The following is a 24,399-nucleotide window of genomic DNA, read 5'->3' as shown; positions in this document are numbered from 1 at the left end:
CGCGCACAGAATGACAGGCAGCAGTGAGCACATCATCAATCGTCGCCGCCGACGGGGCGGCGACACGGTCACGGCTCTGGACGGCACGCACCTGGCCGGTCATCGCCGGCATCCTCGTGCTGATGACCTTCATCGCGTTCGAGTCCGTGTCGATCTCCACGGTGCTCCCGGTGATCGTCGACGACCTCGGCGCGCGGGCATGGTACTCGCTCGCGTTCGCCGCGACCCTGACCACGGCCCTGATCGGAATGATCGTCGGCGGCGACTGGGCCGACCGCAGCGGCATCACGTCGCCGCTCGCGATCGGCGGCGGTCTCTTCGTCACCGGCCTCGCCGTCTGCGCGGGGGCGCCGGACATGGCCGCCTTCGTCGTCGGGCGGCTGCTTCAGGGACTCGGCGGCGGCATCGACTCGGTGCTGCTCTACGTCATCGTCGCGAAGGCCATTCCCCAGGCCGCGCACGCGCGCATGTTCGGCCTGCTCACCGCCGCCTGGATCCTGCCGTCGATGGTCGGCCCCCTGGTCGCGGGCGCCTTCGTCGAGGTGGCGCACTGGCGCGTGCTGTTCGCCGTGGTGGGTCTCGGCGCCGGGGCCGCGCTCGCCATCCTGGTGGTCGCGACCCGGCGTCACAGCACCCGGGCGGACACCCGGCGCGTGCCCGTCTTCGGCCGGCGCGGGTGGTGGGCCGTCGCCACGGCGGCCGCGCTGCTCGCCGTCCACGTGGGGGGTCAGCGACCCGTGCCGCAGCTCTACGGCTGGCTCGGCATCGGCGTCGTCGCCCTGATCGTGGCGGGAGCCCGGCTTCTGCCCGGGGGAACGCTGCGCGGCCGCCCCGGGGCGCCGCGATTGATCGCGCTGCGCGCCATGCTGGGGGCCGCCGTCGCCGCCACCGACGTATATCTTCCGCTCTACCTCCAGCAGGAGCGCGGCCTGCGGCCGGCCCTCGCCGGTCTCGTCGTCGCGGTCGGCGCTCTCGGCTGGGCGGCGGGCGCCTGGCTCCAGGGGCGGTTCGCGGAGCGTGCCGGGTCGGCGGTCCTGCTGCGCTGGGCGGCCGGACTCGTGCTCGTCGGCCCGATCGGCGCGGCATTCATGATCGGGGGCCTCGTGCCGATCGGAGCCGTCGCCGTGAGCGGCGTCGTCATGGGGGCCGGCATGGGCCTCGCCTACCCGGTGATCACTTCGGCCACGCTCGCCCTCGCGCCACCGGATCTCCACGGCTACTACAGCTCCTCGCTCCAGGCCGGTGAAAGCATCGCGGCCGCGGCGTTCCTCGCGTTCACCGGGGTCGTCCTCACGTCGATCGCCGGCACGGGCGGCTACCTCACCGCCTACACGCTGATCGGGCTCACCGCGCTGCTCGCGTCGCTGACCGGCCGGCGCGCGCTCCACGCCGTCTAGGCAGCGCCGCAGCCGTCGGAGATCGGGGCGGTGGCGGACGGCGCCGCCGAGGCCCGCGCACGCCGCTTGGGGGAGGGACGCGGCTCGATCGCCTTAGCGGTGAGCTCGCGGATGCGGCCCCAGTCGGGATGGACCGTACTGATCATCGGCGGCATGAACTGCAGGCTCCTCACCTCGGCCCGCTTCACCTTCCACGCGAGCGGCACCAGGTGCTCCAGCATGGGCCGGGGGATGTCCGTACGGATGATCCCGCGGGCGATCGCGGCGATCTCGGTGAAGCGGCGCAGCACGGCCGCCGGGTCGGCCTGGGCGAGCAGCGCGTTGAACACGCAGCGCTGTCTGCGCATGCGGACGAAGTCGTCGCTGAAGGTGCGGGACCGGGCGTACCACAGCGCCTCGGCGCCGCTGAGCCGCCGGGTGCCCGCCGGGAGCAGGCCCTCGTCGTACCGGCCGAACACGATGTCGTGGTCGATGGTGAGGACGAGGCCGCCGAGCGCGTCGATGATCTTCGCGAAGCCCCAGATGTTGACCAGCGCGTACCAGTCGATCGGGATGCCGAGCGTGTACGCCACGGTCTGCTTCAGCGTCTCGGCGCCCATGCCGCGGCGTCCGCCGAACAGCTCGGGGTGATCGTCGGCGTACTGCCACACCGAGAACAGCAGGTCCTCGCGCCAGCCCGGCTTCGACTCGGGCAGCTCGAAACCGTAGGGGAAGCGGCGCTCCATGGGGCTGCCCGGGGGAAAGCGGACGTGCTCCAGGTTCCTCGGCAGGCCCAGCAGCACCGTCTCGCCGGTGCGGACGTCCACGCTCGCCACGTTGATGCTGTCGGTCCGCACGCCGATGCGGTCGCGGCCCCAGTCGCCGCCGAGCAGGAGCACGTTGATCCGCTCGCGGCCCACCCATGGATCGCCGCTCCGCGGGCCGGTGACCGGCGTGCCGAAGACCGAGTCGAGAGTCTGCCGGGAGACGGTCAGATATCGGGCGGCGAGCGCGAACGGCGCCGCCGAGGCCACCGCGAGCACCCCGGCGATCAGCCCGGTGGCGACCTGTCCCGAGTACGGCAGCCGCCTCGGCCGCAGCACGAAGTACGAGTGGAGGACCAGGCAGAACCACGCGACGGCGGCGGCCCCGGCGACCGCGGCGATCTGGCTGAGCCAGTTGAGCGCCCGCCCGGCCAGCCCGGCGTCCGCCCCGGCGGCCACCAGGATCACGGTGGTGACGGCCGACAGGTGGCAGACGAGCAGCATTGTTCCGGTGCGCCGCCAACCGGCCCGCAGGTGCGCGACGCCCGGCAGCACGGCCGACAGCGCCACCCAGCCGATCAGCGCGGCGCCCCGCCCCGTCTCCTCTGGCGCTCTCCGCTCCTCAGTCGCTTCCCGCATCGCCGACACGCCTCAATTGAAGCGGCCACGCCGCGCGAAAACCGGGCTCGTGAGCCGGCTGGGAGAGTCGGTACCGCCATTTGACCGTCACCAGGGAATGGCGAACAGCCCGAAGTAGGCGGCCGTGAGAAGCAGCAGCCCGGTGCCGCCGAGGACGCCCGCGAGCACGCTGCGCTGCCAGCGCGTGGGCTCCCACCCGGCGCGCAGCGCGGTCATGACGGCCACCGCCGCCGTCACCTCCTGCATCAGCATCACCACGGCGAGCAGCCGTACGACCAGCCATCCTGCCTGCACGGCGGGCCACGCGCCGGCCTGGTTGACCGAGAACAGCACGATCAGCGTGATGAAGGCGATGACCGCGGCCAGCTCACCCAGGCCGACCCAGGCCATCCGGCGCAGCCGTCGCCGGATGGCCGGCCACATCTCCAGGTCCGTCTGGAGACGTGGGTCGCGACCCCGCAGCCGGACGACCATCTCGGTGACCGGGGCGGCGACGTAGCCGACGGCGGCCAGGCAGAGCGTCAGCCACAGGATCGAGGTGTGGCCGTACCATGGCGCGGCCGGCACATCGCTGGCCTCGTACCGCTGCACCGGGGTCGCCCCGGCGATCGCCGCGGCCGGCGTGGCCGTACGCGGCAGGTCCTTGATCCAGTTGGCGAGCGTCGGCAGGTAAGCGGGCGCGTACGGCCCGCCGCCGATCCGCATCGCGTGATCGGCACCGGCGAGGAAGCGGATCGTGTAGTCGGGGTTGCCGCCGTCGCGTAGCGCGTTGACCAGCGTTTCCGTGCTCTCCACGAACGGGATCGACGGGTCGTCGGTGCCGTACAGGGCCAGGACCGGCTGCTTGATCCCGCGCAGCGCGGGGACCCCGTCGTGGCGGAGGAACTCGAAGCCCACCCCGCCCATCGCGCGGGTGAGCAGGTCGCGCACGCCCGGCGGGGCGTGCAGGCGCAGCAGCTGCTCGTTCAGCGCCCAGGCGACCTGCCGCATCGGCGACACGTTCGGTGAGGACACCAGCACCACGAAGGCCGCCTCACCGGTGCCGGCGGCGATCGGCGCGACCCAGCCGCCCTCGCTCACGCCCCATAACCCCGCCCTGGCCGGGTCGACGTCGGCCCGCTGCCGCAGCACCCGCAGCATGCGCAGGGCGTCGTCGGCGAGCAGGGAGAAGTCGCGGGTGGGAAAGGAGTAGCCGACCGTGCGCTTGTCATAGGCGAGCGTGACGATGCCCGCCCTGGCCAGCCACTCGGCCTGCTGGTCGAACTCGGATCCGTTGCCCGACCCCGAGCCCTGCACGAACACCATGGCGGGATGCCTGCCCGGCGTCAGCGGATATCTGATGACGGCCTTCAGCGTCTCGTGGCGGGCCGGCACCGTGATCGTCTCGGTGCGGATCGGCGCGTTCGCGGCGACCGGGCGGGTCTCGCTCGCGGGCTGCGGCGGCAGGGAGTGGAAGCTCTCCGAGGCCGCCAGCGGCGCGGGGTCGAACGTCGGAGGCGAGAGCACGTAGCCGAGCGTGGCCAAAACCACCATCAAACTGCCGGCGATCATCCCGATCGTCCCCCGGCCGACGCTCATACCCCATCTCCCGGTACGACTTCGATACCGAATCCAGATTAAGTCATTACTCGATCGACGAGGAGGTAGCCGCCGGCGCCGAGGGCGGCCACGGAGACGAGCAGGAAGAGCACGACCCAGAAGGCGCCGGGGACGCGGGTGAGCCGGGCGAGCTGGTCGGCGTCGGAGTCCGGGGCGCGGCCGCGGCTGCGCTTGGATCGCAGCTCCAGGATCGGGCGCACCCCGCCGAGCAGCAGGAACCACACCCCGATGTGCGCGCAGACGGCCCGCACCTCCGGCGGGGCGAACCAGGTCAGCGCGAAGATAGCGCCGCCGACGACGAGCAGCGACACGGCGCCGAAGACGTTTCTGATCATCAGCAGCATGCAGGCCAGCAGCGCGATCACGGCCCACAACAGGAGCGTGACGTGCCCGTCGGCCAGCAGCCAGGCGGCGCCCAGCCCGATCAGCGACGGCGCGATGTAGCCGGCCGCCGCCGTGATGATCATGCCGGGTCCGGTCGGTCTGCCCCTGGTCAGCGTCAGGCCCGAGGTGTCGGAGTGGAGCCGGATGCCCTTCAGCCTGCGCCGGGTCAGCACGGCCGCCAGCGCGTGGCCCCCCTCGTGCGCGATCGTGATCAGCCCGCGGGAGGCGTGCCAGGCCGGGCCGTACGCCACGAGCGCGAAAGCGGCGAACCCGGAGAGCACGACCAGCCACAGTGGGGGCGGGGGCTGGATCGAGGTCAGTTCGTGCAGGTTCAGGGGGACACCTCCGCCCTGCATCGTACGGCTTCGCGAAAGGCGACGGGCGCCCGCCGGTGATGGCGGACGCCCGTCGGAGTGCGGGTGTGGGTCAGCGCCTGACCCACACGTAGTCGCGGTGGGAGTACGAGCGCTTGGCCTCGTCGTTGCCGGAGAAGACGACCCGCCAGGTGCCGGCCAGCGACGCCTTCGTCTTGGTGTAGAACTTGCCGGAACCGTTGGTCCGGGTGCTCTTCACCGACTTCCAGTGGTGGCTGCCCGCCTTCTTGAACTGCACGGTGACCTTCTGGTGGCCGAAGCCCACCCAGCCGCGCTCCCAGATCTGGAGCGTGCCCCGGAAGTACATGGTCCGGCCGCGCTTGACGGGTTCGGGACCCGCGTTGAACTTGACGATGCGGGTGGCCGACCGCGGAATCACCACGACCGGCGGCTCGGACGCCCGCACGCGCACGTGGTCGGCCTGGCTCACCGATCCCCGCACGCCCTTGGCGCCGGCGTACTCGGCCCGCCACCAGCCCGAGGCGGTGGCGGTCACGTCGGCCTGGAACCGGCCGCGGTGGTCGGTCCGGTCGGAGGTGACGTACCGCCAGCCGTAGCCGCGGTCGGGCCTGAACATGATCTTCACGAGCTGACCGCGGTGGCCGTCCCGGTTCCACCGGTCGCCGACCTGCAGCGTGCCGCGCAGGCGGAGGGTCCCGCCGTCCACGACGGGCTCGGGGGAGGCGTCGAACCCGGTGATGCGGCTGTCGCGCACCGAGGTTCTGACGTCGACGCGGTCGCTGTCGCTGACCGCGGCATCGGCGTCGGAGGTCCCCGCGAACTCGGCCCGCCACCAGCCGGACCGCCAGGCCCGCTCGGTGATCCAGAACCGGCCGCTGGAGTCGGTCGTGACCGTGCCGACCTTGCCATAGGAGCCGCCGCCGAACGGCTTGAAGGCGAGGTCCACCTGCTGGCCGCCGTAGCCCTTCCACGCCGGGCCCTGCCGGTACTTCAGCGTGCCGCGAAGGTGGACCCTGTCACCCCGTCCGACCACGTCGGGTGAGGCGTCGAAGTCCAGGCTCGTCGCCCGCTGGACCTTGACCTGGACCTGGAACGACAGGTCGGCCTCAACCGACTCGCCGTCCTTGATCGCCGTCGCCACGAGCTTCCACGTGCCGGGCCTGTCGGCGGGCGTGAACGTGCGCTTCGCCGTGTAGACGCCCGCGCCGGTGACGCTGATGGAGCCGAAGTTGACGGTGTCGCCGCCCGCGTCGACGAGCCTGGCCGAGCCGCTCGTGCCGGCGGCGGTCGTGAAGGTGAACGTCGCAGCCGTGCCCGCGTCGGTGCTGACGATCACGGGGTTGGGCGACACCGCCAGGCCGTCCGGCGCGGGGGGCGCCGTGGTCGCGGCGGCGGGCGGCGCGATGAGCATCGCACCGGCCATGGCCGCCGCCGCGACCACGGCATGAATGCGTTTGAACATTTGCCGGCCTTCCTTGTGAGGGTGCTTGGTGCTGGCCAATCAGGAGACGTCCGGATAACGGGGAAGGTTCAACGGGGCGACTTATCGTCATCAATCCGTGTCAAAAGAATCGCTCCACGGACGATGGTCGGAGTCCTGCGACATAATCGGGCTTGTGACGCGGGACGCTGTGGAGACGCACTTCGCCGAGGCCGTCGGGGCGCTGACGCCGGGGCCGCCGAAAGACCCGGCACTTCCGGTACGGCCGGGCACGACGCTGACCGGGGTGATGTGCCGGGAGATCTTCGCGGTCCAGCTCGCCAGTCGTCTCCTCGACGTCGCCGCCCGCGTGCTGCGTGAACAGGACGAGGGTTTCTACACGATCGGATCGGCCGGCCACGAGGGCAACGCCGCGGTCGCCGCCGCGACACGCGTGTCGGATCCCGCGCTGCTGCACTACCGCTCGGGGGCCTTCTACCTGACCCGGTCGGCCCAGGCGGGACGGCTGGCCGAGGAAGGTCTGCGCGACGTGCTCCTCGGGCTGACCGCCTCGGCCGAGGAGCCGATCGCCGGCGGGCGGCACAAGGTGTTCGGCCACCCCGACCTCGCGGTGATCCCGCAGACCTCCACGATCGCCAGCCATCTGCCCAGGGCCGTCGGTGTGGCCTTCGCCATCGAGCGGGCCCGTGTGCTCGGCGTGCCGTCCAGGTGGCCGGCCGACGCGATGGCCGTGTGCGGCTTCGGCGACGCCTCGGTCAACCACGCCTCCGCGCTCACCGGGCTGAACACCGCGGCCTACGGCCGGTTCCGCGGGCTGCAGATGCCCGTTCTGTTCGTCTGCGAGGACAACGGCATCGGGATCAGCGTGAAGACCCCGCCGGGGTGGGTGGAGCAGGCCGGGCACCCGCTGCTGGAGCACTTCACCGCCGACGGCTGCGATCTCGCCGATGCCTACGATGTGGCGCGCCGGGCCGTCGACCACGTCAGGTCCACCAGAAGCCCGGCGTTCCTGCACCTGCGCACCGTGCGCCTGATGGGACACGCCGGATCCGACGTGGAGATCGCCTACCGGACCCGCAGGGAGATCGCCCAGGACCTGGAGCGCGATCCCCTCGTCGGTACGGCACGGCTGCTCGTCGAGGCCGGTCTCGCGCTGCCGGACGAACTGCTCACCCGCTACGAGGCCGAGCGCGACCACGTGCTCAAGCTCGCGATGGAGTGCACCCGCCGGCCGCGGCTGAGGTCGGCGGAGGAGGTGATGGCGCCGATCGCGCCGCGCCGTCCCGGCGTGGTCGCCGCCGCGGTGGCTCGGGTCGCTCCGGAGCGGGAGCGGGCGTTCGACACGCTGCCGGAGCTGGAGGGCAAGCTGACCTTCGCCCAGGCCGTCAACCGGGCGCTGGCCGACGCGATGGCGCTCGACCCGGAGATCGTCGTGTTCGGGGAGGACGTGGCGCGCAAGGGCGGGGTGTACGGCGTGACGCGGGGGCTGCTGCGCAGGTTCGGCGCGGAGCGCGTCTTCGACACCCTGCTCGACGAGCAGGCCATCCTCGGCCTCGCGCTGGGCGCAGGGGTGTCCGGGCTGCTGCCGGTGCCCGAGATGCAGTACCTGGCCTATCTGCACAACGCGCTCGACCAGATTCGCGGCGAGGCGGCCACGATGCAGTTCTTCTCGCAGGGCGCGTATCGCAATCCGCTCGTCCTGCGCGTGGCGTCATATGCGTATCAAAAGGGCTTTGGGGGACATTTCCACAATGATTCCTCAATTGCCGCATTGCGGGATATTCCTGGCATTATTCTCGCGTCACCGTCCCGGCCGGACGACGCCGCCGCGATGCTGCGGACCTGCCTCGCCGCGGCCCGCGTCGACGGGAGCGTGTGCGTCTTCCTGGAGCCGATCGCCCTCTATCACACCCGCGACCTGTTCGAGAAGGGCGACGGCGGCTGGCTCGCGCCGTACGCGCCGCCCGCCCGCTGGGCGGAGACGCACGTGCCCGTCGGCCGGGCCCGTTCGTACGGTGAGGGCCGGGACCTGACCATCGTCACCTTCGGCAACGGGGTCAGGATGAGCCTGCGTGCCGCGGTGAAGCTCACCGCCGAGGAGATCGGCTGTCGCGTGCTCGACCTGCGCTGGCTCGCGCCGCTGCCGGTGGCGGACCTCCTGCGCGCCGCGGAGCTCACCGGCCGGGTGCTGATCGCCGACGAGACCCGCCGCACCGGCGGCGTCTCGGAGAGCGTGATGGCGGCGCTGCTCGACAGCGGCTTCACCGGCCCGATCGCCCGGGTCACCTCCCGCGACAGCTTCGTCCCGCTCGGCCCGGCGGCGCAGACCGTGCTGATGTCCGAGGCCGACATCGAGCGGGCCGCACGCGAGCTCCTCAAGAGATAGAACGGGTGCTGTGGGCGTGACCGGGACGTGGCAGGAGGGCTTCGAGGAGCACCGGGGGCACCTGTGGAGCGTCGCCTACCGCATCCTCGGCACGGTCGGCGACGCCGACGACGCCGTCCAGGAGGCCTGGCTGAGGTGGCGGGACAGCGACCACGGGTCGGTGGCCGACCGGCGCGGTTATCTGACCACCATCGTCAGCCGGATCTGCTTCGACCTGCTGACCTCGGCGCGGTCGCGCCGGGAGACCTACGTCGGTGAGTGGCTTCCGGAACCGGTGCTCGCTCAGGACGGGCCGGAAGACCGCGTCATCATGGACGAGTCGGTCGGCATGGCGCTGCTCGCCGTCATGGAACGGCTGACCCCGGCGGAGCGGACCTCGTTCGTCCTCCACGACGTCTTCGCCGTGCCGTTCGACGAGATCGCCGCCATCATCGGCCGCACCCCCGAGGCCGTGCGGCAGCTCGCCTCGCGCGCCCGCCGCCGGGTCAACGACTACGCCCCCCGGCGGTCCGCCGACCCGTCGGCCCACCGGAAGGCGGTCGAGGCGTTCATCGCGGCCGCGACCTCCGGCGACCTGCCCGCCCTGGTCGCGGTGCTCGACCCCGATGTCGTCTGGCGCGCCGACGGCGGCGGCGTCGTCTCCGCCGCCCGTCTCCCCGTCACCGGCGCCGAGAAGGTGTCGAGGCTCGTGCTCGGTCTGGTCTCCCGCTGGTACGCGGGCACGGGGATGTCCGTACAGGTCCGCACGGTCAACGGCCGGGCCGGCCTGGTGCTCGTCGAGCCGTCGGGTGCGGTGAACAGTGTCGCCGCATTCACGGTCGCCGACGGCCGTATCACCGAGGTGGACGTCGTCCTCAACCCGGACAAGCTGCGCCATCTTCGGGTGTGACACGCCTCATAGTCACATCGGCCGCCGCTGCCGGGTCCTCCTTGCAGAACCAAGGAGGCACACATGGCTCAGCACATCGTCGTCATCGGTGCGGGTTACGCGGGCATGACCACCGCGCTGCGGGTGGACCGGCGCCACCGGGTCACGATCGTCAGCGCCGAGGATCACTTCACCCAGCGGATCCGGCTGCACGAACTGGCGGCGGGCCGGCCGAGCGTGACCGTTCCGCTGGCCGAGCTGACCCGCGGCACGGGCATCACGACGGTGACCGCCCGGGTGACCGGCCTCGACCTCGACGGGAAGCGAGTGCGGACGCACGACGGGCGGGAGATCGGCTATGACACGCTCGTCTACGCGCTGGGCAGCCGCACCGACACCGACGTACCCGGGGTGAGGCGGCACGCCTACACGGCCGAACGGGCGGTGGAGCTCAGGAAGCGGCTCGGCGACGACGGCGCCGGGGATCTCGTGGTGGTCGGCGGGGGACTGACCGGTGTCGAGCTCGCCACCGAGCTGGCGGAGGCCTATCCCGCCTGGCGGGTGGCGCTGGTCACCGGCGGTGATCCGGCCCCGGGGCTGTCGGAGAAGGGGCGGGCGCACCTCGCCGGGGTGCTCGGCCGGCTCGGTGTGCGGGTCCACGCGCACACCCAGGTCGCGGGCGTCGACGAGGGGCGGGTGCGCACCGACGCGGCGGACATCCCGGCCGACGTGGTCGTGTGGGCCGCCTCGTTCTGCGTGCCGTCGCTGGCCGCCGAGTCCGGTCTGGCCGTGGACGAGCGGGGGCGGGTCCTCGTCGACGACACCCTGCGCTCGACGTCCCATCCCGAGGTGTACGCCGTGGGCGACGCGGCGGCCGTCGAGGTGCCGGGCGTGGGCACGCTGCGGATGTCGTGCGCGACCGGGATGCCGATCGGGGCGCACGCCGCCGATGCGATCAACGCGCGGGCCTGGGGCCGTACGCCTCGGCCGTTCCGGTTCCGGTACGTCATCCAGTGCGTGAGCCTCGGCCGCCGCGACGGCCTGATCCAGTTGGTGCGGGCCGACGACACGCCCGGCGACCGGATCGTCACCGGCCGGGCCGCGGCCTGGGTCAAGGAGCTGATCTGCCGTTTCACGGTCGCGTCGCTCCGCCTCGAGCGGCGCAGGCCCGGGAGCTACATGTGGCTGAAGAGCCGGCACACGGCGGCGATTCCGGCGCCTGCCGCGCACCGGCAGCCCTGATCTCCCGGCCGGGAGCCGCAGGCGGACTGCCGAGGCAGAGCCCGGCCGGGCCCGCCGGAGGGGGTGTTGCGTGCCCGGCCGGGGCTTGTGTCGGCGTCAGCGCCTGCCGACGGTGAGGAGTGCCTTGTAGGCGGGCTTGGGAGCCAGTTTGTCGTCCGTGATGCAGGCGGCGCCCTCACCCTCGAACCAGCCGGGCACCCAGGAGTGGCGGTCGGTGAAGCCCCAGACGGTGAACTCGACGCAGCGCTTGTTGGCGGCGCAGGTGGACAGCATCCGCTTGTAGTAGTCGGCCTGGGTGGCGAGCTTCTTCGGCGTCACCGGCAGAACCATGCGCACGTCCGCCTCGGTGATCGCGGCCTCGAGGCCGAGGTCGGTGAACTTGCGCATGATGTTGGGGAAGTCACCCGGGTAGTCGTACTGGATGCCCAGGTGCCCCTGGAAGCCGATGCCGTCGATCCGCACGCCCTTGCGCTGGAGATCCTTGACGATCTTCAGCGTGGTGTCGATCTTCTTGGTGTCCCACTCCAGGTTGTAGTCGTTGATGTAGAGCTTGGCGGAGGGGTCGGCCTGGTGCGCCCAGCGGAAGGCGTCGGCGATATAGCCGGGGCCGAGATGCTTGAGCCAGATGCTGTCGCGCAGCTTGCCGTTGTCGTCCACCACCTCGTTGACCACGTCCCAGGCGCGGATCTTGCCGCGGTATCGGCCGACCTCGGTCTTGATGTGGTCGCGGAGGATCTTGCGCAGTTCCTTGGCGTCGATGCTGCCGTCCTCGACGCCCTCGGTGAGCCAGGTGGGGAGCTGGTTGTGCCAGACGAGGGTGTGCCCGCGCACCTTCTGCCCCCACTTCATGGCGTTCCGTACCAGCAGGTCGGCGTCCGTCCAGTTGTATTCGCCGCGCTCGGGCTCGACCGACTCCCACTTCATCGCGTTCTCGCCGGTGAGATTGGTGAACTCGCGGTTGATCATCCGGCGATAGTCGGTTTCGGTTCTGAACGCGGCAGGGTCGACGGCCGTACCGATCCGAATTCCGAGCTTGTGCGCCAGGTCGCGCAGATCGTCCGGTGACTTGCCGACGCCGGCGCTCGCCGGAATCGGAGTGACCAGTACGAACGCGACGGCGGCCAGCCCTGCCAGGAGACGTTTCATGCTTCCTCACTTGGATGTCCGGTAACGATCTTGCCGTCCCCCGATGACGACCACGACAAGAGGCTTACTGAAAGTTTCTGGCTACACCCGAGATGTTTCGTGAGATCAAACCGTAGGCTGAACCTACTTGCACGTCAATCTTTCGAAATCTTTCGGTCCCATTTGTCCTAATGGCGACCTCAGACTCGAAGACGAGGAGGCCGACTCGAAGACGAGGAGGCCGACTCGAGGACGAGGAGGCCGACTCGAGGACGAGGACGCCGACCGCTCAGTGGCCGAGCTCTCCATTCGCACGCATCCCGACCTGCCCTGCGCCTGGATGCGGTAGGAGGATGACGATCACGCCTCTTCCAGGGACATGAGGGCGGTGCGGGCCATCCGGTGCAGGAGCTCGGCCATGGCCTCGGGCGGGAGCTCCCCGGCGCTGTGCGGGGTGGAGTTGAGCAGCCCGAAGACAGCGTGGGTGGCGGCGCGCAGCCGCGCCGGGGCGCAGGCGGGGCGCAACTCGGTCAGTACGGTCACCCATTCCTCGACGTAGAGCCGCTGCAGCCGCCGGATCGCCCGGCGGGCCGGGTCGGGCACGTTGTCGAGCTCGCGCTCGTGCACGCGGATGAGCGCGGGCTCGCCCAACGCGAACTCGATGTGCCCGCGCAGCAGCGCGTCGAGCGCGGCATCCGGCCGGTCGGCCGTGGTCGCCAGCCTGGCCCCCTGCTCGTGCAGCCGCCCGCTGATGTCGAGCAGCATCTCGGCGAGCAGGGCCTCCTTGCCGCTGAAATGCCGGTAGAGGGCGGGACCGGAGACCCCCACGGCCGAGCCGATCTCCTCGATCCGGACCCCGTGGAAGCCGCGTGCGGCGAACAGCTCCGCGGCGGCCGACAGGATCTCGGCGCGGCGATTGCGGGTAGGGGTGGCCATGGGCCCCCATGGTAGACGAAGCAAGTTAATGATGGTTAACATCCGGGCATGAGCACGAGCGGATGGCCGGCCCTGGAGAGCCGGTGCGATCCCGGCGGCGAGCCGTACAAGCGGAACGCCGAGGCCAACGAGCGCCTCGCGGCGGAGCTGCGTGAGCGGCTGGCGGCCGCCGCGCGCGGCGGCTCGGAGCGGGCCCGCGAGCGGCACGTCGGACGCGGCAAGCTGCTGCCCCGGGACCGGGTGGACACCCTGCTCGACCCGGGCGGTCGCTTCCTGGAGCTGTCGCCGCTCGCCGCGACCGGCCTCTACGACGACCAGGCCCCGGCCGCCGGGATCATCACCGGCATCGGCCGGATCTTGGGCCGCGAATGCGTGATCGTCGCCAACGACGCCACGGTCAAGGGCGGGACGTACTATCCGATCACCGTCAAGAAGCACCTGCGCGCCCAGGAGGTCGCGCTGCACAACAACCTCCCGTGCGTCTACCTGGTCGACTCCGGCGGGGCGTTCCTCCCCAAGCAGGACGAGGTCTTTCCCGACCGGGAGCATTTCGGGCGGATCTTCTACAACCAGGCCACGATGTCGGCCCGGGGCATCCCGCAGATCGCGGCCGTGCTCGGCTCGTGCACCGCCGGCGGCGCGTACGTCCCGGCGATGAGCGATGAGGCCGTGATCGTCCGCGGCCAGGGCACGATCTTCCTGGGCGGCCCGCCGCTCGTGAAGGCCGCCACCGGCGAGGAGGTCACGGCCGAGGAACTGGGCGGCGGCGAGGTCCACTCCCGCATCAGCGGCGTCACCGACCACCTCGCCGCCGACGACGCCGACGCGCTGCGGATCGTCCGGGACATCGTGGCGACGCTCGGCCCGCGACCGCCCCGCCCGTGGGAGGTCGCCCGCGCCGAGCCGCCCGCCTGCGATCCGCGTGAGCTGTACGGAATCATCCCCACCGACACGCGGACGCCGTACGACGTGCGCGAGGTGATCGCCCGCATCGTCGACGGCAGCCGCTTCCTCGAGTTCAAGGCCGAGTACGGCCCGACTCTCGTCACCGGATACGCCCACATCCACGGCCACCCGGTGGGGATCATCGCGAACAACGGCATCCTGTTCGCCGAGTCGGCGCTGAAGGGCGCCCACTTCATCGAGCTGTGCGACCGGCGCGGCATCCCGCTGGTCTTCCTCCAGAACATCAGCGGCTTCATGGTCGGCAAGGCGTACGAGCACGGCGGCATCGCCAAACACGGCGCGAAGATGGTCACCGCGGTCTCCTGCGCCCGGGTGCCCAAGTTCACCGTGATCATCGGCGGGTCGTTCGGCGCGGGAAACTACGCCATGGCCGGCCGGGCCTACTCGCCGCGTTTCCTCTGGATGTGGCCGAACGCCCGGATCTCGGTGATGGGCGGGGAGCAGGCCGCGACCGTGCTGACCATGGTGGGCGACGCGGACGCCGACGAGATCCGCGCGCAGTACGAGCACCAGGGCAGTCCCTACTACTCGACGGCCCGGCTGTGGGACGACGGGGTGATCGATCCGGCGGACACCAGGACCGTGCTCGGCCTGGCCCTCGGCGCCGCCGCCAACGCCCCGCTCGAACCCGTCGGCTACGGCGTCTTCCGGATGTGAGTGAGTCAGTGATGTTCGCGAGCGTACTCATCGCCAACCGCGGCGAGATCGCGGTCCGGATCATCCGGACGCTGCGGGCCATGGGCGTCCGCTCGGTCGCCGTCCACAGCGACGCCGACCGCGACGCCCGCCATGTGCGCGAGGCCGACCTCGCCGTACGGCTGGAGCGCGGCTACCTTGACATCGACGCCGTCATCGGGGCAGCCCGGGCCGCCGGCGCCGAGGCGGTCCATCCCGGGTACGGATTCCTCGCCGAGAACGCGGAGTTCGCCCGCCGATGCGCCGCCGCCGGCCTGGTGTTCGTCGGGCCGCCGGCCGAGGCGATCGAGGCCATGGGCGACAAGATCCGGGCCAAGGAGACGGTCTCCCGGGCCGGGGTGCCCGTGGTGCCCGGCGGGGCGGAACCGGGCGACGACCTCGTCGAGGCGGCGACCCGGATCGGCTTCCCTGTGCTGGTCAAGCCATCGGCCGGGGGCGGCGGCAAGGGCATGCTGCCGGTGTGGTCGGCCGGCGAACTGCCCGCCGCGCTGGAGTCGGCCCGCCGTACGGCGCTGGCCGCTTTCGGCGACGGCACGCTGCTGATCGAGCGGCTGGTGGAGCGCCCCCGGCACATCGAGATCCAGGTCCTCGCCGACGGCCACGGGAACGCGGTGCATCTGGGGGAGCGCGAGTGCAGCCTGCAGCGCCGCCACCAGAAGATCATCGAGGAGGCGCCCTCGCCGCTGCTGGACGAGCCGACGCGGCGGCGGATGGGCGCGGCGGCGGTCGAGGCGGCCCGGGCCGTGGGCTATGTCGGCGCGGGAACGGTGGAGTTCATCGTCTCCGGTCGCGAGGGGCCGATCGAGTTCTCCTTCATGGAGATGAACACCCGGCTCCAGGTGGAGCACCCGGTGACCGAGATGGTGACCGGGCTCGACCTCGTCGAGCTGCAGCTGCGCATCGCCGCCGGCGAGCCGCTGCCGTTCGGGCAGGACGAGGTGCGGCTGCGCGGCCACGCCGTCGAGGCCCGCCTCTACGCGGAGGACCCGGCCAGGGACTTCCTGCCCACGGGCGGGCGGATCCTGGCCCTGCGCGAACCGGCCGGGGCGGGCGTCAGGGTGGACAGCGGGCTGGCCGAGGGCATGGTCGTGGGCAGCGACTACGACCCGATGCTGGCCAAGGTCGCGGCCTGGGCGCCCGACCGTGCGGGCGCACTCACCGCTCTCGACCGGGCACTCGGCTCGACCGTGATCCTGGGCGTGACCACGAACGTCGCGTTCCTGCGCGATCTGCTGGGCGACCCCCGGGTGGCCGCCGGGCGGCTCGACACCGGCCTCGTCGAGAGCCACATGGCGGAACGGCACGCCGCGGAAGACCTGACGGGTGAGCCGGTGGCCGTGGCCGAGGAGGTTCTCGCGGCGGCCGCGCTGGTCTTCCAATCGGAGGCGGGCGAACCCTCCGGCGAGTCGCCGGGCGATCCGTGGGACGTCGCGGACGGCTGGCGCATCGGGGAGCGGGCGTGGACCCTCCACCGGCTCGGCGTGCCGGTGCGGGTGCGCGGCCCCGTGGACGACGCGGAGATCGAAGTTAACGGTCGTTCACTCGGCCGGGCGCGGCTGGTGCCGTACGCACACCCTGGGCCGTACGGGAGCGAGGCGGCGGTCACGGTCGGCGGGGTCACCCGGCGCTACGCCGTGGCGAGGGACCGCGACGCGCTCTGGCTCGGCGCGCTGTGGCACGAGGAGGGCGGCCACACCTGGCGGATCACCCGGGCCGAGCCCGGCCGGGACAGCGAGGCGGCCGGTCACGCGGGCGACGGGGTGGTGCGCAGCCCGATGCCCGGGACCGTCCTGGTGGTGAAGGCGGCGGAGGGCGACCGGGTGACCGCGGGCCAGCCGCTGCTGATCGTGGAGGCGATGAAGATGGAGCACACGCTGACCGCTCCGGTCGACGGCGTGCTCGCCGAGCTGCGGGCCAGACCCGGCCAGTCCGTGGAGCTCGACGCGATCTTGGCGAGGGTGACGGCGGTGACGGCATGAAAGTGACGATCTACGAGGTGGGCCCGCGCGACGGCCTGCAGAACGAGTCCGTGACGGTGCCGGTCGAGGTCAAGCGGGAGTTCGTCCGGCGGCTGGCCGAGGCGGGCCTGACCACGATCGAGGCGACGAGCTTCGTGCACCCGAAATGGGTGCCCCAGCTCGCGGACGCCGCCGAACTGCTGGCCGACCTGCCGCGCGCGCCCGGTGTCCGCTATCCGGTGCTGGTCCCCAACGAGCGGGGGCTCGACCGCGCCCTGGACTGTGCTCTCAAACACGGGGGGGTCACGGACATCGCGATCTTCGGCAGCGCCACCGAGACGTTCGCGCAGCGGAACCTGAACCGGACTCTGGAGTCCCAGTTCGAGATGTTCGCCCCGGTCGTCGAGCGGGCGCTGGCGGCCGGCCTGCGGGTCAGGGCGTACGTCTCGATGTGCTTCGCCGACCCGTGGGAGGGCCCGGTCGCGCCGGAGCAGGTGGCCCGGGTGGGCCGACGGCTGCTCGACCTGGGCTGCTACGAGCTGTCGCTGGGCGACACGATCGGGGTGGGCACACCCGGTCACGTGGACGCCCTGCTGGACGCCTTCGAGGACGCCGGCGTCGGGCTCGACCGGCTGGCCGTCCACTTCCACGACACCTACGGCCAGGCCCTCGCCAACACCCTCGCGGCCCTGCGCCGGGGGATCACCGTCGTCGACGCCTCCACCGGCGGCATCGGCGGCTGCCCGTACGCGAAGAGCGCCACCGGCAACCTGGCGACCGAGGACCTGGTGTGGATGCTCGACGGTCTCGGCGTGGAGACCGGTGTCGACGTCAGATCACTGGCGGTCACCAGCCTGTGGCTCGCCGACATCCTCGGCCGTCCGAGCCCGTCCCGGGTCGTCCAGGCTCTCGCTAAGGAGTTGTAGAAGATGCTCAAGGACGAGCACATCGAGCTGCGCAAGTCGGTCGAGGAGTTCGCCCGCGAGGTGGTCGCCCCCGTGATCGGGGACTACTACGAGCGGGGCGAGTTCCCCTACGAGATCGTCCGGAAGATGGGCGCGATGGGGCTGTTCGGCCTGCCCGTCCCGGAGGAGTACGGCGGCATGGGCGGCGACTACTTCGCCCTGTGCCTCGCACTGGAGGAGCTGGCCCGGGTCGACTCCTCCGTCGCCATCACGCTGGAGGCGGCGGTCTCGCTGGGCGCGATGCCCCTCCTGCGGTACGGCACGGCCGAGCAGAAGGAACGGTGGCTGCCGAAGCTGGCGTCGGGGGAGCGGCTCGGGGCCTTCGGCCTGACCGAGCCGGGGGGCGGGACCGACGTGCCCGGCGGCATGCGGACGACGGCCGTCCTCGACGACGGCCAATGGGTGATCAACGGGTCCAAGGCGTTCATCACGAACTCGGGGACCGACATCACCGCCTTCGTCGCGGTCGCCGCGATCACCGCCGGCGAGGGCCGGCGACCGGAGATCTCCACGATCATCGTCCCCTCGGACACGCCGGGCCTCACGGTGTCGAAGAAGTACTCCAAGGTGGGCTGGTCGGCCTCCGACACCCGTGAGCTGTCGTTCACCGACTGCCGCGTGCCGGAGGAGAACCTTCTCGGCGAGCGCGGCCGGGGCTACTCGCAGTTCCTGCGTACCCTCGACGAGGGGCGCGTCGCCATCGCCGCCCTGTCGGTGGGCCTGGCCCAGGGGTGCATCGACGAGTCGCTGCGCTACGCGCGTGAGCGTACGGCCTTCGGCCGGACGATCGGCGGTTTCCAGGCCATCCAGTTCAAGATCGCCGACATGGAGGCCAGGGCGCACACGGCGCGGCTCGCCTACTACCACGCGGCCGAGCGAATGCTGGCCGGCCTGCCGTTCAAGAAGGAGGCCGCCATCGCCAAGCTCGTCTCGTCGAACGCGGCGATGGACAACGCCCGCGACGCCACCCAGATCTTCGGCGGCTACGGGTTCATGAACGAGTTCCCCGTCGGCAGGTTCTACCGGGACGCCAAGATCCTGGAGATCGGCGAGGGCACGAGCGAGGTGCAGCGCATGCTCATCGCCCGGGAACTCGGCATGGACGCGTGAGCCGGTCTTTTGGGGAGGTGACGGTCGGGTCTTTTCGGAAGTGATCCGTCTCACCGTGACTTGCGGCGAATGGACGTGTCCGCCCGGCGAAACCTAGAGTCTTCCCATGACGTCTGGTCAGCTGATGTTCCGTAAGGCCGAGAAGTCCGATGCGGACCAGATTTTCGCGCTGGCGCGGGAGTTCGCCCTGACGTTCCGTCCGGAGCGTGCGTCGTTCGACGCGGCCTTCCCGCAGCTCCTCGAGAACGAGGACACGCTGCTGATCGTAGCCACGCTCGACGGAGCGGTGCGTGGCTACCTGCTCGGTTTCTCGCATCTCACGTTGTTCGCCAACGGCCCGGTCGCCTGGGTGGAGGAGGCGATGATCGAGAACAAGTACCGGCGCCACGGCATCGGCCGCAGGCTGCTCGAGGAGTTCGAGACGTGGGCGCGCTCGCGTGGAGCCGGCTACGTGGCGATGGCCACCCGCCGGGCGGCCGAGTTCTACGGCGCCCTGGGGTACGAGGTCGCCGGCACCTACTACCGCAAGATGTGCAACTGACCCCCATCCTTTCCAGAACTCCCCCCGTGATCTTGCGAATACTCGCACGGGGGTCGCTCCACCTGCGGCTTGTCGTACGCGATCTTGCAGAATCTCGCACATTGTCCAATCTGTCTGCGGTCTCACCATTCGTGATCTTGCACTCGACACTGCAAGATCACGAATGGTGAAACCGCAGGTCAATGGACATGGCTGCAAGGTTCTGCAAGATCACGGCAGGTGAATGGCCAGGTCAGGCGGCCCGTCTGCGAGCATTCGCAAGATCACGAGGGGACGGAGGTGAGCTGGGCGTCGAGGCGGTAGCCGTCCACGGTGACGTAGACCGAGTCGCCCGGCTGGGCGTTCAGCCGCATCAGGACGGGCTGGAGGGAGTCGAAGACCGGCTGCCGGTCACGCCAGACGAGCACGACCGCGTTGTCCCCGGGGCCGGTGACCGACAGCAGCGTGCCGGGACGCATGCCGAGCTGGGCGGCGTACCCCTCGGGGACGGCCACCGGCTCGCCCCGCAGGTGCCCGCTGGTGACGTCGATCCGCTGCCAGCGCCGGGGGTCGGAGGCGGGGCTGGACGCCGGACGGGGATTGGGCACGAGATGCGGCCGCGGCTGCTGGCGCGGCGCCCCGCCGGTGAGCGCGTTGAGCGCGGCCAGCGCGGTCGCCGCGTCGGGCCCGTTGTTCGCCTGTGACGGTATCGGCACCCCGCCCCGGTGGTGATGGTGGCCGTTCGCCCCCGGCGTGCGCCTGGGCAGCGGTGTGGGCTTGTCCGGCTCGGCGGTGGGCGCCTCGGGCCGCGGCATCGACTCCAGCCAGGCGCGCGCCGAGTGCGCCCGGATGCCGAGCCGGCCGAGCAGTTCGATGACGTCGGCGTCGGCCGGTTTGCCGGCCAGCAACTGGCGCGTCTTCTCCCGGAGCCCGATCAGGTCGCCGACGACGAGCCAGCCGTCCTGGAGGCGGCGGTCGGGCATCAGCGTGACGAGCACCCGCCACAGCGGCACGCCGAGAGCCGGCACCTCGACCGGATGGGAGGGGTCGGCGGAGATGAGCTGATCCTGGGTGGCCGCAGCGCCGAGCCACTCGGTCAGCCCGAACAGGTGACCGGTGAGCGGCGCGGAGTCGGGGGAGCGCAGCCAGTGGAGGACGCGCTCCTCGGCGGCCCGCTGCGCGTGGGACAGGGCGTCGCGGTCGACGTTCAGGTTGTGGGCGAGCTCGCGCAGGCCGACCGGTTCTGCCGCGAACAGCCGCTGGGCCGCGACGGCCCTGGTCAGCGGGTCCCAGCCGCGGAACAGCCCGTCCACGAGCACGACCATCGGGTGCTCGCCCGGCGGCGGGGGAGGCTCGGCCGCGGGGGCCGGGGCCGGTGCCGCCGCCTGCGTCGGCACGGCCGGCATCGGCCCGGTCTGCCGCACGGCGGGCATCGGCCCGGTGTGCCGTGCCGTCGGGATCGGCCCGGTGTGCCGTATCGGCCCCGTCGGCGGCGGCGCCTGCTGTGTCGGAGCCGGTGCCGGAGCCGCCTGTGCCGGGGGCGGCGGTGCCGGAGCCGTCTGCGCCTGCTGCGCCGGGACCTGCTGTGGCGGGGCCGGTACGGCCGCAGCCCGGGCTGCGGGCCCCGCCGGGAGGGCCAGATGGCCGAAGACCTCCCGGAAGACGGTGGTGAGAATGACCTCGGGGGCGGCGGGAGCGGCGGGGGCCTGTAGGTCGCAGGGCGTGAGGCGGCGCAGGCGGTACCAGCCGCCCAGACCGTTGACGAGAGAGCGGACCGGTTCCGGCCAGCTGGGCATGGCGGGGTCGACGGCGTGCACCTGAAGCGCGGGGAGCAGATCGGTGAGCGGGAGATGGTCCCAGCGGCCCACCGCCAGCCGTGCGAGCCGTTCGCAGAGCCAGTCGACTCCGGTCGCCTCCATGGCCTGTCTGAGCGTGACGGAGGCCCACCAGCCCCCGGGCAGACGCGGGTCGGCCAGCATTTCGGCCACCTGCTGCGGACGGCTCCAGCGCAGGGCGGGGACCATGTCGCTCAGGCAGATCCTTGACTCGGCGTCCATCGGATTGACCGCACCCTCCCGCGAGTGACGCATGTTGCTAATGGTGCAGCTTACGCCGCTGACGAGCAATTGGTGTCAATAGGATAAAGTTCGCGGCGACCTGTCGGCCACCGGCCGCCCGCCGACCTGTCCGACGGCCGCCGATCCCGCCGCGCAGCCCTTTCTGAGGGCGTCTTCGAGAGCCAGTCCGGACAGCAGCCCGGCGAGCAGGCCGGCCGCGAACGCGTCCCCCGCACCGGTGGAGTCGATCACATCGTCGATGGCCGCCCGAGCCCGCGCGACCACCCGCCCGTCCCGGGCGAGCAGCGCCCCCTCGGCGCCCAGCTTCACGACCGCGAGGCCGTACGTCACGCTGAGTGCCTCGGCGGCGGCCTCGGCGTGCGGCTCCCCGGCGAGCAGCAGCGCCTCCTCCTGGTTGGGGATCACGAGCCCGGCGAGGGAGGTCTCCCGGAGGAACCGGCCGGGACCGAAGTCGCGCAGGAACCCGGCGGAGGCGGGGTCGACGCTGATGGTCGCGCCGCGCTCGGCGGCCTCCCGCATCGCCAGCCGCGCCAGCTCCAGCCCCGGCTCGGCGAACAGCGTGTATCCCGACACGTGTAGGTGCCCTACGCCGTCGAGCAGTGAGGACGTCCAGTCGGCCACGCCGATGCGGCCGCCGGCCCCGCGGTTGGTGAGCATGGACCGCTCACCGGTGTCGTCGACCATCGAGATCACGACCGCGGTCGGCCGCTCGGGGTCGATCCGCACGTGCGGCCGCACGCCGGTCCGCGCCAGTTCGGTGGTGTGCCACTCACCGGTGTCGCGGCCGGCCCGGCCGAGGAAGCGGGTGTCCACGCCGAGATGGGCGGCCCAGGCCGCGGTGTTGGCCCCCGAGCCGCCCGGGCGCAGCGTGATGTCGGCGGGTGTGTCGGTGCCGGTGGCGATCGGCTGCGAGTGCAGCGCCACGACGTCGGTGACGACGTCGCCGATCACCAGCAGGCCGCCCATCAGACCACGCCGTCCATCAGATCCCCCCGGTCCAGGATGCCGCGATCTCGGCGGCGAGGCGGGTGTTTCCCCGTACGGCGGCCAGGTTGGCCTCCAGCGAGGCGCCGCCGGTGCCCTCGACGAGGTACTCCAGCAGGAACGGCGTGATCGCCTGGCCGGTGCAGCCCTGCTCGTCGGCCGCGCGCAGGGCCTCGGCCAGCACCCGGTCGTGCAGGGCCGGGTCGAGTTGCAGCTCGACCGGGACGGGGTTGGCCACGATCAGCGCGGTCTTCGGGCCGCCGAGGGCGTCCTGGGCCCGCATGATGCCGGCAGCTTCGGCGGGCGTCTCGATGCGCCAGTCGACGGGCTCTCCGGAGCTGTGCAGGTAGAAGCCGGGGAAGTGGTCGGTGCGGTAGCCGACGACGGTCACCTGCCGGGTCTCCAGACGCTGGAGCGTGGCGGGCACGTCGAGGATCGACTTCACCCCCGCGCAGACGACGGTGATTCTGGTACGGCTCAGCATGTCGAGGTCGGCGGACTCGTCCTGCACGGTCGTCCAGCCCCGGTGCACGCCGCCGAGCCCCCCGGTGGCGAACACCCGGATGCCTGCCCTGGCGGCCAGGAACGAGGTCCCCGAGACCGTGGTCGCGCCGCTGAGGCCGAGCGCCGCCGCCGGAGCGAGATCGCGGAAGCCGAGCTTGCGTAGGTCCGGCTCGGTGGCGATCCGCTCCAGGCCGGTCTTGTCGAGGCCCACCTGCGGGACGCCGTCCAGCACCGCCATCGTGGCCGGTACGGCTCCCGCCGCCCGGACGATCTCCTCCAGCTCCAGGGCCACCTGGAGGTTTCTGGGCTGCGGCAGCCCGTGGGAGATGATGGTGGACTCCAGTGCCACGACCGGCCTGCCTCCGGCCAGCGCCTCGGCGACCTCGTCGGATACCCGCATGGTTCTCCTGCCTCTTCCGTTAACGGGATTTGTCCCGCTTCGGGACATTATGCCGGTCATAGTGTCTTTTGGGGTGCTTGAGGCGCTGGGACACTCGTCCCGGCGGCCCGGACACGGCGCCGCCGGTCGGTGACACGACGGGAGGGAACACGGCGCTCTACGTCCCGGACTCCCGGATGACGACCCGGAGGTGGCGCTGCTGGTGGACGCCTGTGTCGGCGGCGCTCCCGGCTACCGGCCGCTGGCGCCGGGCGGTAGTCCACAGAGCATGGTGGAGTTCGACGACTGGGTTCAGCGCACGCTCCTCGACCCCGGTCGCGCCCTTTACTCGCGGGTCGAGGCGGAAATCCTGCTGCGTGAGGATCCGCGGATCACCCATCGCACCCTCTACTACGATTTGCTGTCCGCGGTCGCACAGGGTGCCTCCACTCCCGCGAAAATCGGTGGCCTGCTGGAACGTCAGCGCTCGACGGTGATCGCCCCGTTGGAGGTGCTCGAGTCCGCGGGCTACGTGCGCAGAGAGCAGGATCTCCTCAAGACTCGCAGCCCCGTGATCACCGTCGCCGACCCGGTGATCCGTTTCAACCAGCTGATCACCCTGCCGCTCGTGGACATGGTCGAGCACGGTCGTGCCCGGCAGGCATGGCAGGAGTCCCGCCCTACCTTCCACTCCAAGATCCTGGGACCGCACTTCGAGGAGCTGGCCCGTCGGTGGACCCGAGCTTTCGCCCCCGACGAGACCACTATCCGAGCCGGAGTGGTGGGCTCCACGGAGGTGCCCGATCCCTCGGCGAAGACCAAGCATGAGGTGGATGTGCTCGCGCTCGCGCCGGGCGAGCGCCCCCAGTCGGCACACGCCCGGATCGCCCTCATCGGCGAGGCGAAGGCGACGATTCAGCCGCGCGGCATGCGGGACGTGGACCGTCTCCAGCGCATCCGCGACCTGCTGGCGGGCCTGGGTCACCACATCGAAGACGCCGCCCTGGTGCTGTGCTCCCTCCACGGTTTCCCTCCCGACGTGCAGCGGGCCGCGGCTCGACGCCGTGACCTGCTGCTGGTCGACCTACCGGCGTTGTACGGAGACGGACCGGTACATGGGGGCCGGTGACCCGGCCGAGCATCT

At 71.6% G+C, this 24,399-nt stretch carries 19 protein-coding genes; 10 read left to right on the top strand and 9 right to left on the bottom strand.

Annotation, left to right across the window (positions count from 1 at the left end):
• The first annotated feature begins 23 nt into the window (after nucleotides 1-23).
• A complete protein-coding gene (locus AP234_RS19320; protein ID WP_235558252.1) occupies nucleotides 24-1,397 on the top strand; it encodes an MFS transporter in 1,374 nt (457 codons plus the stop codon).
• Here the strand turns inward: AP234_RS19320 and AP234_RS19315 are convergent.
• The 4 genes from AP234_RS19315 to AP234_RS19300 all read right to left on the bottom strand — a co-directional run bounded on the left by AP234_RS19315 (nucleotide 1,394) and on the right by AP234_RS19300 (nucleotide 6,559).
• Nucleotides 1,394-2,779, bottom strand: coding sequence for an LCP family protein (locus AP234_RS19315; RefSeq protein ID WP_063843001.1), 1,386 nt, complete (start codon nucleotides 2,777-2,779; stop codon nucleotides 1,394-1,396). The two genes, AP234_RS19320 and AP234_RS19315, sit on opposite strands and share 4 nt — an antisense overlap.
• Nucleotides 2,780-2,866: 87 nt before the next feature.
• A complete protein-coding gene (locus tag AP234_RS19310; protein WP_055481090.1) occupies nucleotides 2,867-4,357 on the bottom strand; it encodes a prolyl oligopeptidase family serine peptidase in 1,491 nt (496 codons plus the stop codon).
• A 38-nt stretch (nucleotides 4,358-4,395) separates the two neighbouring features.
• Entirely contained in the window at nucleotides 4,396-5,118 is a 723-nt protein-coding gene (locus tag AP234_RS19305; RefSeq protein ID WP_055481089.1) for a M50 family metallopeptidase, read from the bottom strand.
• A 70-nt stretch (nucleotides 5,119-5,188) separates the two neighbouring features.
• Nucleotides 5,189-6,559, bottom strand: a complete 1,371-nt coding sequence (locus tag AP234_RS19300; RefSeq protein ID WP_055481088.1) for a hypothetical protein — start codon at nucleotides 6,557-6,559, stop codon at nucleotides 5,189-5,191.
• 154 nt (nucleotides 6,560-6,713) lie between these two features.
• Between AP234_RS19300 and AP234_RS19295 the strand changes: the two genes are divergently transcribed.
• From AP234_RS19295 to AP234_RS19285, 3 genes are all read left to right on the top strand, one after another.
• Nucleotides 6,714-8,924 carry a thiamine pyrophosphate-dependent enzyme gene (locus AP234_RS19295; RefSeq protein WP_055481087.1) on the top strand — a complete coding sequence of 737 codons (2,211 nt, stop codon included), beginning with the start codon at nucleotides 6,714-6,716 and terminating at the stop codon, nucleotides 8,922-8,924.
• 16 nt (nucleotides 8,925-8,940) lie between these two features.
• Nucleotides 8,941-9,813: an RNA polymerase sigma factor SigJ gene (sigJ, locus tag AP234_RS19290; RefSeq protein WP_055481275.1), complete on the top strand. Its 873-nt coding sequence runs from the start codon at nucleotides 8,941-8,943 to the stop codon at nucleotides 9,811-9,813.
• A 63-nt stretch (nucleotides 9,814-9,876) separates the two neighbouring features.
• Nucleotides 9,877-11,034 (top strand): FAD-dependent oxidoreductase, encoded by a 1,158-nt coding sequence (locus tag AP234_RS19285; protein ID WP_055481086.1) that lies wholly within the window; start codon nucleotides 9,877-9,879, stop codon nucleotides 11,032-11,034.
• 96 nt (nucleotides 11,035-11,130) lie between these two features.
• Here the strand turns inward: AP234_RS19285 and AP234_RS19280 are convergent, their stop codons facing one another.
• Complete coding sequence (locus AP234_RS19280; protein WP_055481085.1) at nucleotides 11,131-12,180, bottom strand: endo-1,4-beta-xylanase; 1,050 nt, start codon at nucleotides 12,178-12,180, stop codon at nucleotides 11,131-11,133.
• A 339-nt stretch (nucleotides 12,181-12,519) separates the two neighbouring features.
• On the bottom strand, nucleotides 12,520-13,095 hold the full coding sequence (locus AP234_RS19275) for an SACE_7040 family transcriptional regulator (protein ID WP_055481084.1): 576 nt from the start codon (nucleotides 13,093-13,095) through the stop codon (nucleotides 12,520-12,522).
• Between the two features lie 48 nt (nucleotides 13,096-13,143).
• Between AP234_RS19275 and AP234_RS19270 the strand changes: the two genes are divergently transcribed.
• The 5 genes from AP234_RS19270 to AP234_RS19250 all read left to right on the top strand — a co-directional run bounded on the left by AP234_RS19270 (nucleotide 13,144) and on the right by AP234_RS19250 (nucleotide 19,331).
• On the top strand, nucleotides 13,144-14,718 hold the full coding sequence (locus tag AP234_RS19270) for a carboxyl transferase domain-containing protein (RefSeq protein WP_055481083.1): 1,575 nt from the start codon (nucleotides 13,144-13,146) through the stop codon (nucleotides 14,716-14,718).
• Between the two features lie 11 nt (nucleotides 14,719-14,729).
• Nucleotides 14,730-16,736, top strand: a complete 2,007-nt coding sequence (locus AP234_RS19265; protein WP_055481082.1) for a biotin carboxylase N-terminal domain-containing protein — start codon at nucleotides 14,730-14,732, stop codon at nucleotides 16,734-16,736.
• Entirely contained in the window at nucleotides 16,733-17,641 is a 909-nt protein-coding gene (locus AP234_RS19260; protein WP_055481081.1) for a hydroxymethylglutaryl-CoA lyase, read from the top strand. The genes AP234_RS19265 and AP234_RS19260 overlap by 4 nt, the downstream gene beginning before the upstream one ends.
• A 3-nt stretch (nucleotides 17,642-17,644) precedes the next feature.
• Entirely contained in the window at nucleotides 17,645-18,790 is a 1,146-nt protein-coding gene (locus AP234_RS19255; RefSeq protein WP_055481080.1) for an acyl-CoA dehydrogenase family protein, read from the top strand.
• 106 nt (nucleotides 18,791-18,896) lie between these two features.
• Nucleotides 18,897-19,331 carry a GNAT family N-acetyltransferase gene (locus tag AP234_RS19250; protein ID WP_055481079.1) on the top strand — a complete coding sequence of 145 codons (435 nt, stop codon included), beginning with the start codon at nucleotides 18,897-18,899 and terminating at the stop codon, nucleotides 19,329-19,331.
• A 263-nt stretch (nucleotides 19,332-19,594) separates the two neighbouring features.
• Here AP234_RS19250 and AP234_RS39235 read toward each other — a convergent pair whose 3' ends face one another.
• From AP234_RS39235 to AP234_RS19235, 3 genes are read right to left on the bottom strand one after another with little or no spacing between them, the layout of a single operon-like run.
• A complete protein-coding gene (locus tag AP234_RS39235; protein ID WP_152990510.1) occupies nucleotides 19,595-21,400 on the bottom strand; it encodes a hypothetical protein in 1,806 nt (601 codons plus the stop codon).
• 42 nt (nucleotides 21,401-21,442) lie between these two features.
• The gene (locus AP234_RS19240) at nucleotides 21,443-22,354 is read right to left on the bottom strand and encodes a PfkB family carbohydrate kinase (RefSeq protein ID WP_063842999.1); all 912 of its coding nucleotides are present in this window, start codon (nucleotides 22,352-22,354) and stop codon (nucleotides 21,443-21,445) included.
• A 16-nt stretch (nucleotides 22,355-22,370) separates the two neighbouring features.
• On the bottom strand, nucleotides 22,371-23,276 hold the full coding sequence (locus AP234_RS19235) for a pseudouridine-5'-phosphate glycosidase (protein WP_055481077.1): 906 nt from the start codon (nucleotides 23,274-23,276) through the stop codon (nucleotides 22,371-22,373).
• A gap of 190 nt (nucleotides 23,277-23,466) precedes the next feature.
• Here AP234_RS19235 and AP234_RS19230 point away from each other — a divergent pair, with 190 nt between their 5' ends.
• Nucleotides 23,467-24,384, top strand: a complete 918-nt coding sequence (locus AP234_RS19230; RefSeq protein ID WP_055481076.1) for a hypothetical protein — start codon at nucleotides 23,467-23,469, stop codon at nucleotides 24,382-24,384.
• Nucleotides 24,385-24,399: the final 15 nt, after the last annotated feature.

This window comes from Sphaerimonospora mesophila (assembly GCF_001417795.1).
In the GTDB taxonomy this organism is placed as follows: domain Bacteria; phylum Actinomycetota; class Actinomycetes; order Streptosporangiales; family Streptosporangiaceae; genus Sphaerimonospora; species Sphaerimonospora mesophila.
This window is presented reverse-complemented; position numbering and strand designations above follow the sequence as displayed.

Coding starts and splice junctions, on each gene's coding strand:
- AP234_RS19315 (WP_063843001.1), bottom strand. CDS start 2,779: ATGCGGGAAGCGACTGAGGAGCGGAGAGCGCCAGAGGAGACGGGGCGG.
- AP234_RS19310 (WP_055481090.1), bottom strand. CDS start 4,357: ATGAGCGTCGGCCGGGGGACGATCGGGATGATCGCCGGCAGTTTGATG.
- AP234_RS19305 (WP_055481089.1), bottom strand. CDS start 5,118: ATGCAGGGCGGAGGTGTCCCCCTGAACCTGCACGAACTGACCTCGATC.
- AP234_RS19300 (WP_055481088.1), bottom strand. CDS start 6,559: ATGTTCAAACGCATTCATGCCGTGGTCGCGGCGGCGGCCATGGCCGGT.
- AP234_RS19285 (WP_055481086.1), top strand. CDS start 9,877: ATGGCTCAGCACATCGTCGTCATCGGTGCGGGTTACGCGGGCATGACC.
- AP234_RS19280 (WP_055481085.1), bottom strand. CDS start 12,180: ATGAAACGTCTCCTGGCAGGGCTGGCCGCCGTCGCGTTCGTACTGGTC.
- AP234_RS19275 (WP_055481084.1), bottom strand. CDS start 13,095: ATGGCCACCCCTACCCGCAATCGCCGCGCCGAGATCCTGTCGGCCGCC.
- AP234_RS19270 (WP_055481083.1), top strand. CDS start 13,144: ATGAGCACGAGCGGATGGCCGGCCCTGGAGAGCCGGTGCGATCCCGGC.
- AP234_RS19265 (WP_055481082.1), top strand. CDS start 14,730: ATGTTCGCGAGCGTACTCATCGCCAACCGCGGCGAGATCGCGGTCCGG.
- AP234_RS19260 (WP_055481081.1), top strand. CDS start 16,733: ATGAAAGTGACGATCTACGAGGTGGGCCCGCGCGACGGCCTGCAGAAC.
- AP234_RS19255 (WP_055481080.1), top strand. CDS start 17,645: ATGCTCAAGGACGAGCACATCGAGCTGCGCAAGTCGGTCGAGGAGTTC.
- AP234_RS19250 (WP_055481079.1), top strand. CDS start 18,897: ATGACGTCTGGTCAGCTGATGTTCCGTAAGGCCGAGAAGTCCGATGCG.
- AP234_RS39235 (WP_152990510.1), bottom strand. CDS start 21,400: ATGCGTCACTCGCGGGAGGGTGCGGTCAATCCGATGGACGCCGAGTCA.
- AP234_RS19240 (WP_063842999.1), bottom strand. CDS start 22,354: ATGGGCGGCCTGCTGGTGATCGGCGACGTCGTCACCGACGTCGTGGCG.
- AP234_RS19235 (WP_055481077.1), bottom strand. CDS start 23,276: ATGCGGGTATCCGACGAGGTCGCCGAGGCGCTGGCCGGAGGCAGGCCG.